General features: G+C 64.9%; 17 protein-coding genes. 12 read left to right on the top strand and 5 right to left on the bottom strand.

What is annotated here, in order from left to right; all coding sequences use genetic code 11:
• Positions 1–4: 4 nt before the first annotated feature.
• From OCA5_RS05825 to OCA5_RS05815, 3 genes are all read left to right on the top strand, one after another.
• Positions 5–436 (top strand): NUDIX hydrolase, encoded by a 432-nt coding sequence (locus OCA5_RS05825; RefSeq protein WP_012564062.1) that lies wholly within the window; start codon positions 5–7, stop codon positions 434–436.
• 66 nt (positions 437–502) lie between these two features.
• The gene (locus OCA5_RS05820) at positions 503–883 is read left to right on the top strand and encodes a TIGR02301 family protein (protein ID WP_041559597.1); all 381 of its coding nucleotides are present in this window, start codon (positions 503–505) and stop codon (positions 881–883) included.
• A gap of 121 nt (positions 884–1,004) precedes the next feature.
• Complete coding sequence (locus OCA5_RS05815) at positions 1,005–1,268, top strand: hypothetical protein (RefSeq protein WP_012564064.1); 264 nt, start codon at positions 1,005–1,007, stop codon at positions 1,266–1,268.
• A 193-nt stretch (positions 1,269–1,461) separates the two neighbouring features.
• On the opposite strand, the gene OCA5_RS05810 is transcribed toward OCA5_RS05815, so the two are convergent.
• Together OCA5_RS05810 and OCA5_RS19105 are read right to left on the bottom strand one after the other, a co-directional pair.
• Positions 1,462–2,796, bottom strand: a complete 1,335-nt coding sequence (locus OCA5_RS05810) for a dihydroorotase (RefSeq protein WP_012564065.1) — start codon at positions 2,794–2,796, stop codon at positions 1,462–1,464.
• Between the two features lie 25 nt (positions 2,797–2,821).
• Positions 2,822–2,968, bottom strand: a complete 147-nt coding sequence (locus OCA5_RS19105) for a hypothetical protein (protein ID WP_158306802.1) — start codon at positions 2,966–2,968, stop codon at positions 2,822–2,824.
• Between OCA5_RS19105 and ygfZ the strand changes: the two genes are divergently transcribed.
• The 6 genes from ygfZ to OCA5_RS05780 all read left to right on the top strand — a co-directional run bounded on the left by ygfZ (position 2,967) and on the right by OCA5_RS05780 (position 8,215).
• Positions 2,967–3,842 carry a CAF17-like 4Fe-4S cluster assembly/insertion protein YgfZ gene (gene ygfZ / locus OCA5_RS05805; RefSeq protein WP_013912941.1) on the top strand — a complete coding sequence of 292 codons (876 nt, stop codon included), beginning with the start codon at positions 2,967–2,969 and terminating at the stop codon, positions 3,840–3,842. The genes OCA5_RS19105 and ygfZ overlap by 2 nt on opposite strands.
• Entirely contained in the window at positions 3,839–4,468 is a 630-nt protein-coding gene (locus OCA5_RS05800) for a DNA-3-methyladenine glycosylase I (protein WP_012564067.1), read from the top strand. The genes ygfZ and OCA5_RS05800 overlap by 4 nt, the downstream gene beginning before the upstream one ends.
• Positions 4,465–5,079 (top strand): YfbR-like 5'-deoxynucleotidase, encoded by a 615-nt coding sequence (locus tag OCA5_RS05795; protein ID WP_012564068.1) that lies wholly within the window; start codon positions 4,465–4,467, stop codon positions 5,077–5,079. The genes OCA5_RS05800 and OCA5_RS05795 overlap by 4 nt, the downstream gene beginning before the upstream one ends.
• A 71-nt stretch (positions 5,080–5,150) precedes the next feature.
• On the top strand, positions 5,151–5,657 hold the full coding sequence (locus tag OCA5_RS05790; protein ID WP_013912940.1) for a tyrosine phosphatase family protein: 507 nt from the start codon (positions 5,151–5,153) through the stop codon (positions 5,655–5,657).
• A gap of 4 nt (positions 5,658–5,661) precedes the next feature.
• Positions 5,662–6,642, top strand: a complete 981-nt coding sequence (locus tag OCA5_RS05785) for an NUDIX hydrolase (RefSeq protein WP_012564070.1) — start codon at positions 5,662–5,664, stop codon at positions 6,640–6,642.
• A gap of 289 nt (positions 6,643–6,931) precedes the next feature.
• On the top strand, positions 6,932–8,215 hold the full coding sequence (locus OCA5_RS05780; RefSeq protein ID WP_012564072.1) for a DUF3422 family protein: 1,284 nt from the start codon (positions 6,932–6,934) through the stop codon (positions 8,213–8,215).
• 56 nt (positions 8,216–8,271) lie between these two features.
• Here the strand turns inward: OCA5_RS05780 and OCA5_RS05775 are convergent, their stop codons facing one another.
• Both OCA5_RS05775 and acuI read right to left on the bottom strand, forming a co-directional pair.
• Positions 8,272–8,805 (bottom strand): hypothetical protein, encoded by a 534-nt coding sequence (locus OCA5_RS05775; RefSeq protein WP_012564073.1) that lies wholly within the window; start codon positions 8,803–8,805, stop codon positions 8,272–8,274.
• 125 nt (positions 8,806–8,930) lie between these two features.
• Positions 8,931–9,917 (bottom strand): acrylyl-CoA reductase (NADPH), encoded by a 987-nt coding sequence (gene acuI / locus OCA5_RS05770; RefSeq protein WP_012564074.1) that lies wholly within the window; start codon positions 9,915–9,917, stop codon positions 8,931–8,933.
• A 273-nt stretch (positions 9,918–10,190) separates the two neighbouring features.
• Here acuI and nadA point away from each other — a divergent pair, with 273 nt between their 5' ends.
• The 3 genes from nadA (at position 10,191) to nadC (ending at position 13,978) form a co-directional block, all read left to right on the top strand.
• Positions 10,191–11,297, top strand: coding sequence for a quinolinate synthase NadA (nadA, locus tag OCA5_RS05765; protein ID WP_012564075.1), 1,107 nt, complete (start codon positions 10,191–10,193; stop codon positions 11,295–11,297).
• Positions 11,298–11,487: 190 nt separating this feature from the next.
• Positions 11,488–13,086 carry an L-aspartate oxidase gene (locus tag OCA5_RS05760; RefSeq protein ID WP_012564077.1) on the top strand — a complete coding sequence of 533 codons (1,599 nt, stop codon included), beginning with the start codon at positions 11,488–11,490 and terminating at the stop codon, positions 13,084–13,086.
• Between the two features lies 1 nt (position 13,087).
• Positions 13,088–13,978: a carboxylating nicotinate-nucleotide diphosphorylase gene (gene nadC, locus OCA5_RS05755; RefSeq protein ID WP_012564078.1), complete on the top strand. Its 891-nt coding sequence runs from the start codon at positions 13,088–13,090 to the stop codon at positions 13,976–13,978.
• A gap of 196 nt (positions 13,979–14,174) precedes the next feature.
• Here the strand turns inward: nadC and OCA5_RS05750 are convergent, their stop codons facing one another.
• Positions 14,175–15,578, bottom strand: coding sequence for a cell wall hydrolase (locus OCA5_RS05750; protein ID WP_013912937.1), 1,404 nt, complete (start codon positions 15,576–15,578; stop codon positions 14,175–14,177).
• Positions 15,579–15,678: the final 100 nt, after the last annotated feature.

Raw genomic sequence — 15,678 nt, 5'->3', positions numbered from 1 at the left:
AGACGTGAACGACACCCTCGCCGCACGGCCGCAGATCGCGGTCAGCGCAGGCATTTTCCGCGACGGCAAGATCTTGCTCACCCGCCGCAACCGCAACCCGGCCCGCGGCATCTACACCTTCCCCGGCGGCCGTGTGGAATTCGGCGAATCCCTGACCGAGGCGGTCGCACGCGAGGTGATGGAGGAAACCGGCCTCACCATCGAGGTCGTGGGGCTCGCCGGGTATCGCGAGGCCCTGCCGCTCAGGACCGGCGCCGGCCGCCATTTCATCATCCTGCCCTTTGCCGCCCGCTGGGTGTCCGGCGAGATTAATCTCAACGACGAACTCGACGACGCCAAATGGCTGACGTCCGGGCAGCTCGGCAACCTGCCGGTGACCGAAGGGCTGCGGGACGTCATGCTCTCCGTCGAGCGGATTCTGGCGGCGACCCCATAAGCCAGCCTCGGCCTGCCGCGAGAGCCGCCTTGCTTACGCCACGCCGGCAGGGTTATGACCCCCGCCATGCTGCGCCGTGCCCTCGCCGTGCTCCTCACCTGCCTGATCCTGCTGCCGGCCACCGCCGCGCGGGCGGAGGACGAGGCCGCGCCGTTCGATGCCGATTTGCAGCGGCTCGCGGAAATCCTCGGCGCGCTGCATTACCTGCGCGGCATCTGCGGCACCAACGAGGGCCAGAAATGGCGCACGCAGATGCAGGCGCTGGTGGAGGCCGAGACGCCGTCCGGCGACCGCCGCACCCGGATGATCGCCAGTTTCAACCGCGGCTATAACGGCTTCCAGCAGACCTACCGGACCTGCACCCCGGCGGCGAATCTCGTGGTCCGCCGCTACCTCGTCGAGGGCGCCGACATCTCGCGGAACCTGACTTCGCGATATGCCAACTGATTTATCTACAGCCGTCTCGTTTGCGTTAACCCTTTCGCAAGAACTGACTGGGCTCGCCCGCCCCCCATGTTAAAGCTCTGGAACATTTCAACGGCGCGCCGCGCCTGATTCCGGATCGTTCATGTCGTATTCCCGTCTCGCTCCGTCCCGTGCCGCTCTCCCCGATCAGGAACAGAAGCAGGCCGCGCTGACCTATCTAAACGAGGCGTGGGCGGAAGCGCTTCACGACGGCATCGACGGCGACTGCCTCGCGCAGGCGAGCCTGTTCGCGGCCTTCGCCGAACTGGTGAACACCTACGGCGAGGATGCGGTGGCGAAGTTCGTCGAGGGTCTGCCCGCACGCGTGCGCAGCGGCGAATTCTCGCTGGTGACGTTCAAGCAGTAACGACGCTCAAGGTATCCCACGCACTATCGCCGTTCCCGCGCAAGCGGGGACCCAGATAGATTCAAAAAACACGCGACCTTCATCACCGAGCTTGTCCCGGTGATCCACGCTTTTTTTCTGCGGATGTCGCCAAGGCGTGGATGGCCGGGACAAGCCCGGCCATGACGCAAGCAGCGTATTCTCTCACCAGGAATTACGGCTTCAGCGTTTCCATGAAGCGCACCGGTTCGCCGCCGGATGCCGCCACAAGTTCGCCCTGCCACATCACCCGCCGTCCGCGAACGAACGTGCCGACCGGCCAGCCCTTCACCTTCACACCATCATAAGGCGTCCAGCCCGCGCGCGACGCGTTGTCCTCGTTCCGGATCGTCTCGCTGCGCTTCATATCGACGACGGTGAAGTCGGCATCGTAGCCCGCTGCGATCCGGCCCTTGCAGGCGATGTTGAAGATGCGCGCCGGCCCCGCGCTCGACAGATCGACGAAGCGCGCAAGCGACAGCCGCCCGGCATTGACGTGATCGAGCATGATCGGCACCAGCGTCTGTACGCCGGTCATGCCGGAAGGCGAAGCCGGATAGGTTTTGCCCTTCTCGTCCAGCGTATGCGGCGCGTGATCGGAGCCGAGCACGTCGACGATGCCCTGTGAGATGCCCTGCCAGATCGCCTCGCGATGGGTTGCATCGCGCACCGGCGGATTCATCTGCGCGCGAGTGCCGAGCCGTTCGTAGCATTCGGGCGCGGCGAGCGTGAGATGATGCGGCGTCGCCTCGCAGGTTGCGACGTCCTTGTGATCGCGCAGGTAGGCGATCTCTTCCTTGGTCGAGATATGCAGAACGTGAATCCGCTTGCCGTATTCGCGCGCGATGCCGACGAGCCGCTTGGTCGCAATCAGCGCCGCCATCTCATCGCGCCACACCGGGTGCGAGCGCGGATCGCCCTCGATGCGCAGATTCTTGCGCTCGTTGAGGCGATATTCGTCCTCGGCGTGGAACGAGGCGCGGCGGCGGATCGCGCTCAGAATATGCCGCAGGCCGTCATCGTCCTCGACAAGTAGGCTGCCGGTCGATGAGCCGATGAACACCTTGACGCCCGAGCAGCCCGGCGCGCGCTCGAGTTCCGGCAGATCGCGATAGTTCTCACGCGTGCCGCCGATGAAGAAGGCGAAGTCGCAATGCATGCGGTGATGCGCGGCGTTGATCTTTGCGGTGAAGGTTTCCTCGGTGATCGTCAGCGGGTTGGTGTTCGGCATCTCGAACACGGCGGTGACGCCGCCCATCACCGCACTGCGCGAGCCCGTTTCCAGGTCTTCCTTGTGGGTGAGGCCCGGTTCGCGAAAATGCACCTGGGTATCGATCACGCCGGGCAGGATGTGCAGGCCCTTGCAGTCGATCACCTCGCCGGCACTGGCATCGTCCGGCACGTCGAGCGCGGCGATGCGCCCCGCGGTGACGCCGATGTTGCGCACCCCCTCCCCGTCCTGATTGACCACGGTGCCGGATTTGAGGAGGAGATCGAAGGTCTGAGCCATTATCTGAAATGCCGCTGCTGGAATGTCACATTTGCGCCGCGCAAGCCGCGCGCGGGGCTTGTTGCGCGCACCTTACAGCCTTACGTTTCATGGCGATATCGGCGATGTGCGATTCTTCGCGAAACTTCTGCCGATCAACGTCTTTCAAGAACTTGCCGATCAAGAATCCCATGAAATCCGCATTTCTCTCCGATCGGGGCGTGATCAAAGTCGGCGGCGAGGACGCTCGCCACTTTCTCAACGGCCTCGTCACCACCAATATCGAACTGGTCCGCCCCGGCCTTGGCCGTTTCGGCGCGCTGCTGACGCCGCAGGGCAAGATCATCGCCGACTTTCTCGTCACCGAGATTCCCGCGGGCCATGGTGGCGGCTTTCTGCTCGATTGCCCGAAAAGCCTCGCGCAGCCGCTCACCGCGCGCCTGTCGATCTACAAGCTGCGCGCCAAGGTCGTGATCGAAAACCTTTCCGACTCGCTCGGCGTGTTGGCCGTCTGGGACGGACAACCGCAGATGACGCCGGACCTCGCGTTCGCCGATCCGCGCGACAATGAGCTCGGCTGGCGTATCCTCGTGCCCGCGGAGCTTGCGGAGAAGGCGGCAGCGGCCATCGGCGCCACGATGACGAGCGAGGCCGACTACGAGGCCCACCGGATTGCCTGCGGCGCGCCACGCGGTGGCGTCGACTTCGGTTATAACGACGCCTTCCCGCACGATGCCAACATGGATCGCCTGCACGGCGTCGATTTCGACAAGGGCTGTTACATCGGCCAGGAGGTCGTCTCCCGCATGCAGCATCGCGGCACCGCGCGTAACCGCATCGTCCGCGTCGGCATCGACGGCGATGTTGCGTCCGGCACGACGGTGATGGCGGGCGAGAAGACGGTCGGCACGTTCGGCTCCTCCGCGGGCGGACACGGACTCGCGCTGCTGCGCGTCGACCGCGTCAACGATGCGATCGAATCCGGATTGGCGGTCACGGCCGAGGGCCATGCGCTGACCTTCGTCGCGCCGCAGGACATCGCGCTGCCGAAGAAGGCCGTCACATGAGCCCTGCTCTTTCGCGCGTGAAAGATCTGCCGCGATGCGCCTGGCCGGGCGAGGACCCGCTCTACGTTGCCTATCACGACGAGGAATGGGGCGTGCCGGAATATGACGACCGTGCACTGTTCGAGAAGCTGATCCTCGATGGCTTCCAGGCGGGGCTGTCGTGGATCACCATCCTGCGCAAGCGCGACAATTTCCGCAAAGCCTTCGACGATTTCGATCCGGTGAAGATTGCGCGTTACGACGCGAAGAAGATCGCCGCGCTGATGAACGATGCCGGCATCGTGCGCAATCGCGCCAAGATCGAAGGCGCGGTGAAAAGCGCGCAGGCCTATCTCGTCATCATGGAGGAAGGCCCCGGCTTCTCGAAGCTGTTGTGGAGCTTCGTCGACGGCAAGCCGAAGATGAATCGTTTCCGCAGTAAAGGGCAGGTTCCGACCTCGACGCCGGAGTCGATTGCGATGTCGAAGGAGCTTGTGAAGCGCGGCTTCAAGTTCGTCGGCCCGACCATCGTCTATGCCTTCATGCAGGCAACCGGCATGGTCAACGATCACATGATCACCTGCCATTGCCATGCCACCTGCGGGCAACCGAAGCGCCAACGCAAGACTTCCCGCAAAGCCTCATGACGGCGAAACGCACACCCGCAAAGCCCGCGCCTCGTGCCTGGCAGCGTATGCTGTCGGGCCGCCGTCTCGACCTACTCGATCCCTCGCCGCTCGATGTCGAAATCACCGACATCGCCCACGGGCTTGCCCGCGTCGCGCGCTGGAACGGCCAGACCCACGGCGCGCATATCTTCTCGGTGGCGCAGCACACGCTGCTGGTCGAGGAAGTGCTGCGGACGCACGCGCCGCGCGTCGACCGCCGGGTGCGGCTCGCGGCAATGCTGCACGATGCGCCCGAATACGTCATCGGCGACATGATCTCTCCGTTCAAGGCGGTGATCGGCGGCTCCTACAAAGTCGTAGAGCGGCGACTTCTTGCCGCAATCCATCTGCGCTTCGGCCTGCCTGCGGTGCTGCCCGCCGAGATCGAGACCATGATCAAGGCCGCCGATATCGGTGCGGCCTATCTCGAGGCGACGCGCCTTGCGGGCTTCAGCCAGGCCGAGGCGAAACGCCTGTTCGGCCGCGACCCGAAACTCAGCCCGGCGAGCGTCGACAGCTATCTGACGCCCTGGTCGGCGACCAAGGCGGAAAAGCTGTTCCTCGCGCGCTGCCAGTCGTTGACCGCATAGTCGGTCCGCCCCGCCGCGCTTTGCCCGCGCGTCTGCCTGACGTATAGAGGGCTGATATCCCGAGGCCCTTGATGATCCACGTCTGTTCGCTCGCCGAGCTTCATTCCACCGTCGCCGCCGTCAGCGCGAGTCACATCGTGACCGTGATGGGGAAGGTCGAGAAGGCGCAGACGCCCGCCTCTATCCTCGCGGCGAACCATCTGCGTGTCTCGATGGACGATATCACCGAGGCCGCCGACGGCTTCAAGGTTCCCGCAGCCACGCATATCGAGACCGTGCTGCACTTCGTGCGGCACTGGGACCGCCGCGCGCCGCTCGTCGTCCATTGCTTCGCGGGGATCAGCCGTTCGACCGCGACCGCCTTTCTCGCCGCCTGCGCGCTCAACCCCGGCCGCGACGAAAGCGAGATCGCGAGCGCGATCCGCGCCGCCTCGCCAAGTGCGAGCCCGAACCGGCTGATCGTGCAGTTGGCCGACCAGATCCTCGGCCGCGACGGCCGCATGGTCCGCGCCCTCGATCATATCGGCCCCGGCAGCGCCGTGCTGGAAGGCCGACCGTTCCGCATCCACATCGAGTAACGCGATGGCCGAGAAGTCGCTGACCCCGATCGAGATCGGCCTCACCGCCGCGATCGTCTCGATCAACGACAACGAGCCGCTGATCCTCACCGCCCCCGGCGACGAGGATGAACTCGCGGGGCTGCCGTTCGGCCCGTTCGATGCGGTGAGCCATCGCACGTTCGAGATCGGGCTGCGCGCCTGGGTTGCCGAGCAGACCGGCCTCCGCCTCGGTTATGTCGAGCAGCTCTACACCTTCGGCGACCGCGGCCGCCACGCCACCGCCGACCACACCGGTATGCACGTCGCCTCGATCGGCTATCTCGCGCTGACGCGCAGCGTCGATGGCGAATCCTCGCCCAAGGTCGAGGGCGCAACGTTCGAGCCGTGGTACCGCTATTTCCCGTGGGAAGACTGGCGCGTCACCAAGCCCGCTCTCATCGATCAGGAAATTTTGCCCGCACTGAAAGCCTGGGCGGACAAATCGGATGCATCGAACGCCAACCGCGCGCTCAGCCGCGCCGATCGCGTGCGGCTTTATTTCGGCGCGGAAGGCGCGCACTGGGACGAGGAGCACGTGCTCGACCGCTACGAGCTTCTCTACGAGGCAGGCCTTGTCGAGGAAGCGAAGCGCGACGGTCGCCCGGCAGCACTCGCGCGCAAGTCACTGCCGCCGCTCGGCGCCGCGATGCGCTTCGACCATCGTCGCATTCTCGCGACCGCGATTGCGCGGCTGCGCTCGAAACTGAAATACCGCCCGGTGGTGTTCGAACTGCTGCCACCGGAATTCACGCTGACCGAATTGCAGCACACGGTGGAGGCGATCTCCGGCCGCCATCTGCACAAACAAAACTTCCGTCGCCTGGTGGAAGCGGGTGCGCTGACTGAGCCGACCGGTGAAGTCTCGACCCGCACCGGCGGGCGCCCGGCCGCCTTGTTTCGCTTCCGTCGCGAGGTGCTGCAGGAGCGCCCGGCCCCGGGGTTGCGGGTGCGCGCGCGCAGGTAACCTTAACGACCCGCCGAAAAAGCCCGCAGCCAATGCCTGCAGGACAGGCACAGGCTTCATCAAAAGGTTTTATAGTCCATCGCATCGCCTGAAAAATTTTATCGGTCCCAGATATGGCCGTGATAGATGATTTTCAGGACCAGGCTCCCGCTCCGACGCGGGATCACGATTTTCTGACGCCGCAGGGGCCGCACCACTCCCTCACCGGCGATGAAGGCGAGGACCTTTGAGCATGCAAGACTCTTCGAGCAGCGACGTTACGACGTCCGGCCCCACCGGCGAGCCAACCATGTTGCCTCCGCTGGTGCCGCACCGGCTGCGCGCCTCGATCCTCAATGAGCTGCACGCCCGCCCGTTCACCGCGCTCGCGGTGCCACGGCGCATCCTGCACTTCGCCTTCCAGACCGACGAGGCGGCCGCGCAGACCGACCGGGTGAACCTGTTCGCGTTCTGCACGACGCGCGGCCTTGCCGGGCCGCTGCCTGCGGAAAAGCATTATCGCGTCGCACTCGGCTCCACGGTGCTGCGCTGGGAGCAACACTCCGAATTCACCACCTACACCTGGGAGATGCCGTCCGCATCGAGCGATGCGCCGTTCACGCCGAACGTTGCGGTGATCGAGCCGCAGACCCGCGCCATTCCCCAGCCCGGACCGCTGCTGGTTGCGATCGACCTGCACATCCTGCGGAAGGATCCGAACCACCTTCCGCTCGAAGATATTTTCGATCGTGCAAGCCTTGCGAGCGCCGAAAACTCCGACGGCTCCGCATCCTATGCGACAGACTTCCGGCTCGACCCGTCGGGCTTCGTGCGCATTCTCATCACCGACAACGGCCTTGCGAGCGATCGCGCCGGCGCGCTCGTGCAACGCGTGATCGAGATAGAGACCTACCGGACGCTGGCGCTCCTCGGCCTGCCCGAAGCGCAGCGGCTCGCGCCCTCGATCAACAAGATCGAACAGAAGCTCACCGAGGTGACGCGGAAGATGCGCGAGGCGACCGACCTCGGCAGCAACCGCCAGCTTCTCGACGAACTCGTGGGTCTCGCCTCCGACCTCGAAGCCGGCGCCGCCGCGAGCGTGTTCCGCTTCGGTGCGACGCGGGCCTATGACGAGATCATCCACCAGCGTCTCGCCACCATCGGCGAGCGCAAGATGGGCGGGCTGCCGACCTGGACTTCATTCCTCGCACGGCGAATGGCGCCCGCGATCCGCACCTGCATCACCACCGAGACGCGGCAGAGCGAACTGTCACTGAAACTGACGCGCGCCGCCGACCTGTTGCGCACTCGTGTCAACGTCGAGCTGGAAAAGCAGAACCAGGAACTCTTGAAGTCGATGAACGAGCGCACGCGCATGCAGCTCAGGTTGCAGACGACGGTTGAAGGGCTGTCGGTCGCGGCGATCACCTATTACGTCGTCAGCCTGTTCGGCTACGTCGCCAAGGCGATTCACGAGACCGGCTACGTGCACATCGATCCGGTCTACATGATCGCGGCGTTCATTCCGGTCGCGGCACTTGGAATCTGGGCGACAGTGCGCCGCATCCGCAAGCACCACATCTCGCATGAATGATGGTTCTCATCTCTCGCGTAGGGAGAGGTGAAGGCGCGAGTCCAAACTAAATCGGTTTAGTCCGCCTTGGTCCGGCGCAGTTCGGCGACCGGCTCCGAGCGCGCTTCGGCGCGGCTGGCATCGGCGCGCACTTCGTTCGCCTTGTTCGGCGCATGGAGCGAGCGCGGCTTGCGCTGGATCATCCGCGTCAGGAAGGTGCGGACGTTGCCCTGGCGGCGGAAGTCGCAATAGGCGAAGCCGAGCCCGTTGACCGAGCCGCGGAAGCTCACCTCGTCATGCTTGTTGAGGTTGAAGCACGGCTCGAACGGAAGGCCCTTCACCGAGGCGCAGACATTGCCCGAGCGAACCTGCAGCGTATTGCTCGGCAGCCGCATGTGGCGCAGCGGCCCGGTGCCGCTGAACTGCACGGAGCCTGCTGCGGAGCCGTCGTCATAGATGCGGCCCGCGCCGCGCGTGCCGTCGAAGCAGGTAAACGAGAACAGCTTGTTGGTGACGAATTTGCGCGCCTGGCTGGCGTCCATCTGCTCGGCGAAAGCCGGCGCGGCCATGCACCCGGCGAGCACAACTCCAAAAGCCAACCGTGCGAACATGCAGACCACTCCAACTCGGGACATATCGGGATGGAAGCCGCGACAACCGTCCGGCCTTAAATCCCTGATTACCATATCAACGATGGCAAGAATGGAGCACTATGGTTTGCAAACCCTGAACGGCGTCAGACGATTTTCACCACCACGCGCCCGCGAATCTTGCCCGCGAGAATGTCGGAGCCGGCGCCAATCACCTCGTCGAGGGTGATTTCCCGTGTCATTTCAGCAAGTTTTGCCTTGTCGAGGGTGGTGGCAAGCCGCGCCCATGCGACATCGCGCAAGGGCAGCGGGCACATCACGGAATCGATACCCAAAAGGCACACCCCACGCAAAATGAAAGGCGCAACCGTGGCAGGCAGGTCCATGCCGCCGGCAAGGCCGCAGGCGGCGATGGCGCCGTGAGCTTTGGTCATCGACAACACATTGGCGAGCGTGGTCGAGCCGACGCTGTCGACACCCGCCGCCCAGCGCTCCTTGCCGAGCGGCCGTCCCGCGCCGGACAGCTCCTCGCGGTTGATGATTTCCGCTGCGCCGAGATCCTTCAGGTAGGCGCTCTCGCTGACACGCCCGGTCGAGGCGATGACATGGTAGCCCGCCTTCGCAAGCAGGCTCACCGCCACCGAGCCGACGCCCCCGGCCGCACCGGTCACGACTGCCGGCCCGTCCGCAGGCGTGATGCCGTGCCGCTCCAGCGCCAGCACCGACAGCATGGCGGTGAAGCCCGCGGTGCCGATCGCCATCGCCTCGCGCGCGCTCAGGCCCTCCGGCAGCCGCACCAGCCAGTCGCCCTTGACGCGGGTCTTTTCCGCATAGGCGCCGAGATGGGTCTCGCCCATGCCCCAACCGGTGCCGATCACCTTGTCGCCGGCCTTCCACTTCGGATGCTCGGAGGAAATCACCGCCCCGGCGAAGTCGATGCCGGCGATCATCGGAAATCGCCGCACCACCGGGCCCTTGCCGGTGAGCGCGAGGCCGTCCTTGTAATTGAGAGTGGACCATTCGACGGCGACGACGACGTCGCCCTCCATCCATTCGCTTTCGTCAAACTGCGTCAGCGACGCGACGGTGCCCTTGTCGGCCTTGTCGATGCGGATGGCTTTGAACGTTCCCACAACTCGCTCCCTTATTTCGTGCAGCCGCACAGTAGTATCGGGTTGCGAAGCGTCAAATCGACGATGGTGTTATGCAGAAGGCCTCTTATTCCCTGCGCAATAAATTTGGGAGAAGGTCTGGCGAGGTCGTCAAAGACCTGTTATATTAGTTTTGCTCTAATTGAGAATAATGGTCGCCATACCGGCGATTTCTCGAGGCGGGCAATGTACCGGCCTAGGCCGGCTTTCTCAGCGTTCATATATGCTCAATCGGAGTATATATGGGAGGTGACCATGCCCCTGACTGGATTGTTCGGACCCGAAGATTTCGGCACCCCCGCTTTGGCCCGGAACACGGATGCGCCGCGCTGCGACGCCCGCGAACGCTTCACCTCGCTGCCGACGCCCGCTCTTGAGTGGACGCCCGAGGTCGAGCGCGCGACCGCGCACCTCTACGAGCGCGTCAAGGAAGTTATCCCGCCGGTCGAGTGGCCGTTCATGGCGCCGTACATCAAGGCGATCAACGACCTGAAGCGCGAGCGCAACGCCGTGATCCTCGCGCACAACTATCAGACGCCTGAAATCTTCCATTGCGTCGGCGACGTCGGCGGCGACTCGCTGAAGCTCGCCATCGAGGCGACCAAGGTGAAGGCCGACGTCATCGTCCAGTGCGGCGTGCACTTCATGGCCGAGACGTCGAAAATCCTGAACCCGTCAAAGACCGTGCTGATCCCGGATTCTCGCGCAGGCTGCTCGCTCGCCTCCTCGATCACCGGCGAGGACGTTCGCCTGCTGCGCGAGCGCTTCCCCGGCGTGCCGGTTGTCGCCTACGTCAACACCTCCGCCGATGTGAAGGCGGAAGTCGATATCTGCTGCACCTCGTCGAACGCGGTTGCGGTGGTGGAGAGCCTCGGCGTCGACACCGTCATCATGGTGCCGGACCAGTATCTCGCGAAATACGTCGCCACGAAAACCAAGGTGAAGATCATTGCCTGGAAGGGCGCGTGCGAGGTGCATGAGCGCTTCACCGGCGACGAGTTGCGCAGCTATCGCGCGGCCGACCCCGACGTGCAGATCATCGCGCACCCGGAGTGCCCGCCCGACGTCATCAACGAGGCGGACTTCACCGGTTCGACCGCGCACATGATCGACTGGGTTCGCAACAACAAGCCGAAGCGCGTCGTCATGGTCACCGAGTGCTCGATGGCCGACAACGTGCAGGCGGAGTTGCCGGAGGTGAACTTCGTCAAGCCCTGCAACCTCTGCCCGCACATGAAGCGCATCACGCTGCCGAAGATTCTCGACAGCCTGCTCTACATGCGCGAGGAAATCGTGATCGATCCGATGATCGCGGACAAGGCCCGCCGCTCGGTGGAGCGGATGGTCAATCTGAAGAACTAACCAACGAGCTCGCACCTCTCCCCTGCGGGAGAGGTCGGCGCCAAAAGCGCGCTGACGCGCGTCTTCGCCGCGCTATGGCGCCGGGTGAGGGGGGTTCCATGCCAATGATTTGGACATTGATCCCCCTCACCCCGACCCTCTCCCCGCAGGGGAGAGGGAGCAGATCGCACATGCGATTGGAGTACGTCCTATGAGTGCGATTGCGCATCCTGATTTTATGAATACAGCCTCCGACCATGTCGTCATCGTCGGCGCGGGCCTCGCCGGTCTGTTCTGCGCACTGAAGCTTGCGCCCCGCCCCGTCACCGTGATCTCCGCGGCCTCGCTCGGCGAAGGCGCATCGAGCGTCTGGGCGCAGGGCGGCATCGCGGCGGCCGTCGGCGAAGGCGACACGCCGGAATCCCACGCGGCCGACACCATTGCAGTGGGCGGCGGCATCGTCGATGAAGCGGTAGCGCATCGACTCGCCCGCGAAGCCGCAGGCCGCATCGAGGACCTGTTGCGCTACGGCGTGCCGTTCGATCGCGACCTTGAAGGCAAGCTCGCAGTCGGCCGCGAGGCCGCGCACTCCGCGCGCCGCATCGTCCACGTTCAGGGCGACCGTGCCGGCAAGGCGATCATCACCGCGCTGATCGAGACCGTGCGCAAGACGCCGTCGATCCGGATCATCGAAGGCTACACCGCCGAAGACCTCATGGTCGCGGATGGCGCCGTCGCCGGGCTGCGGCTGCGCAGCACCGCCAGCGGCAAGACGCGGACGCTGCCCGCGCGCGCCGTGGTGCTGGCGACCGGCGGCATCGGCCATCTCTATGCCGTCACCACCAATCCTTCCGAATCCTATGGCGGCGGCCTCGCCATCGCCGCGCGCGCAGGTGCGGTGATCGCCGATCCGGAATTCGTGCAGTTTCACCCGACCGCCGTAATGATCGGCAAGGACCCTGCCCCGCTCGCCACCGAAGCGTTGCGCGGCGAAGGCGCGACACTCATCAACGGCGCGGGCGAGCGCTTCATGCTGAAGCGCGATCCGCTCGGCGAACTCGCGCCGCGCGATATCGTGGCGCGCGGCGTGTTCGCGGAGAACGCCAGCGGGCGCGGCGCCTTCCTCGACGCGACCAAAGCCGTCGGCGCAGAGTTCGCCTCAAGGTTCCCGACCGTCTATGCAAGCTGCATCGCGGGCGGCATCGACCCGGCGACGCAGCCCATTCCGATCGCGCCCGCCGCGCACTACCACATGGGCGGCATCGCGGTGGACGGGCGCGGCCGCTCGTCCATCGTCGGCCTGTGGGCCGCAGGCGAAGTCTCCTCGACCGGCGCGCATGGCGCCAACCGCCTGGCCTCCAACTCGCTGCTGGAAGCCGTGGTCTACGCCGCACGCATTGCCGACGACATCGGCCGCTTCACATGGAACGCACCGGCTCCGCTTCCCGCTACAACAGAAACGGCCAACGCCGCCGTCGAACGCGATCTCGAGACGAAGCTGCGCCAGACCATGAGCGCGCATGTCGGAGTCATCCGCAATGCGGACGGACTTGCGGAAGCGGTCCGCATCTTCGGTGAGATCGAAGCTGCCTCGCAGAGCCGCGCACTGCGCAACATGGCGACCACAGCGCTGATCGTCGCTACCAGCGCCTATGTCCGCGAGGAAAGCCGCGGCGCGCATTTCCGCTCCGATTTCCCGGTCGCCGTTCCTGTGTTCGCGCGACGGACCATGACGACGCTGTCCGCGACGCGCGCCGTCGCCGCCGAGATCGCGCACGGCGCACCGCTGCAGCTTGCCGCGGGAGCATGAGATGAGCGCGCCGGTCTCACCCGCCTCGCTGCTGTTGTTGCCTGACGCCTTCCTCGCACCGCTGGTGATCGAGGACGCCGTCCGTCACGCGCTGTCTGAGGATCTCGGCCGCGCCGGTGACGTGACCTCGATCGCCACCATTCCGGACGGCATGCCCGCGCGCGCCGTGATGGTGGCACGTCAGGCCGGTACCATCGCAGGTCTGCCGCTCGCGGTGACCGCATTCCGCATGCTCGCGCCCGATATCGAAATCGAAGCCGGCGCCCGCGACGGCGACACCGTGACGAAGGGCCAACCGCTTCTCACCTTCGCCGGTTCGGCGCGCGCCGTGCTCTCGGCCGAGCGTGTCGCACTCAATTATGTCGGCCGCCTCTCCGGCATCGCGACACTGACGGCGAACTATGTGAAGGAAACGGCAGGCACCAAGCTGCGGATCTGCTGCACGCGCAAGACCACGCCGGGCCTGCGCGCACTGGAGAAATATGCCGTGCGCTGCGGCGGCGGCTTCAATCATCGCTTCGGCCTCGACGATGCCATCCTCATCAAGGACAATCACATCGCGGTCGCGGGCAGCATCGCCGCGGTGCTGACGCGCGCTCGTGCGGTCGCAGGCCATCTCGTCAAGATCGAGATCGAGGTCGATACGCTCGATCAGTTGCGCGAGGTGCTCGCAACCGGGCTCGCCGACGTCGTGCTGCTCGATAACATGGATATCCCGACGCTGCGCGAGGCTGTTGCGTTGACGGCGGGCCGCGTAGTGCTGGAAGTGTCAGGCGGCGTCACGGTCGAGCGCATCGCCGAGATCGCCAAAACCGGCGTCGACTATGCTTCCTCCGGCGCGCTCACGCACTCGGCACCGAATTTCGACGTCGCGCTGGATATTGAGGTTTAGCTCAACGCGCTACGGCAATTGGTTTGAACAAAACCCGCCACTCGTCATGCCCGGCCTTTATGCCGGGTATCCACGTCTTTCTTTGTAAAGCATTCTAAGACGTAGATGGCCGAGACATAAGGGCGTTTACACCCGTCTAGGACGGGCTATGCCCGGCCATGACAGAATCAATATGTTTCGATCAATCGGAGCGCCCTTAGCGCTTGTAGCCCTGCTCGGCCGAGCTCTTTGCCGCTTCAAGCAGTTCCTTGGAGATTTCCGCCGTCTGCGAAGGCGAACCCCAACTCGGTGCATCCTTGCCGTCGCCCCATGCGCGAGGCCGATAGAAGGTGTGCACACCGAAGCGATACATCTTCTTCATCTCGTTCGCCCAGGACGGGCGCACCCAGTAGGCGTGATAGTGGGTCGACTTCGCGACTTCCGGCAGCCACAGCTTGCCGTCGAGCGTCGCCTTCGCAATGCGCTTCGCGCGCTCCCACATCTCCGGCTCGCGGATCACGTCGCGGACGTTGTCGCAGGCGAAAGTGAACTGGCAGGCGAGATGCCGATGTTTGTTCTGATAGACCACGCCGCAGATCGTGGTCGGATAGAAGCCAGAGAACACGCGGTTCATCACCACCTGCGCCACCGCGATCTGGCCACGTACGGCCTCGCCGCGCGCTTCGTAATAGACCGCTTCCGCGAGGCACTTCTCGCCCTTGGCGCGCGCCTTGGCGTCCAGCTTCAGCCGCTGCGCGGGTGAATCCTTGTTGACCTCGCCCTTCGGCGCGATCGACTCGCCGCTCTCCGCATCGCTTGGTGCATGCGGCGACAGCGTCACCTGCCGCTTCAGGTCCGGATCCGGGCCCGGCACGATCACCACCGGCTCCTCGCCGGGCTGCCAGCGCTCGAGCCGCTCGCCGCTCTCCCCGAGCGCGGCGCTGCCGAAGAACAGGCTCGAAGTCTTGACGGTGAACGGGTCGCGCGGCGCGACCGCACGGTTGGGCGTGGCATTGAGAGCAACGAGCGCGTTGTCGTCAAGCACGGCATCATCGGTCTTCGGTGCATCGTATTGCGGCAGGCGGGGCGCATCGAGCGCCTCCTGCAGTTCACGGTCGAGCGGCTCGCTCGCTGCCGCGACATTCTCCGATGTATCGGGTGCGGCCTCAGTGGACGCATCTGCGCTCTCCGCGTCAGATGTTTGTTCCGGCGCGGGCGAGACCGAGCGCGGTGCAACGGGAAGGCGATCACCCTTCGCGGCACGCATCACGGTCGGATAATCGGAAGGCTGCAGCGGGCGCACAGCCTGCCCGAGCGCGTGACGGCCGAGCGAGCCTGTGATGTCGACATCGCGGCCGCCGAGGCTTGCGAGCGTCAACGAGGCGGCTTGCGGCACGTTGGTGCCGATCGGGCGGACGAAATTGAAGGACGCGACGCGCAGCGCATTGCCCGGCGAGGACACCATATGCTGCTGCCACCGTTGCGCAACGCCCGGCTGGCGCGCGAGCTGCGCGGCGATATCCTGATAGCCGACCTCGGTCGGCATCAGCGCCAGAAGGCAGACAACAAAACTGAAGGGCGCAACCTTTGCGCCCTTCAGCCTGTTACGCAACATAACCATATTACGCTCACGCAACACACGTCACACACGCGATCTCCTCGCACATTCAGTGCAATTTGATCGTTTTCGGTGTTATCGAATTAAAGTTGCTGCTGAGTTA

It is taken from the genome of Afipia carboxidovorans OM5, from assembly GCF_000218565.1.
GTDB lineage: Bacteria > Pseudomonadota > Alphaproteobacteria > Rhizobiales > Xanthobacteraceae > Afipia > Afipia carboxidovorans.
The sequence above is the reverse complement of the archived record's forward strand: the minus strand, read 5'-3'. Positions and strand labels throughout refer to the sequence as shown.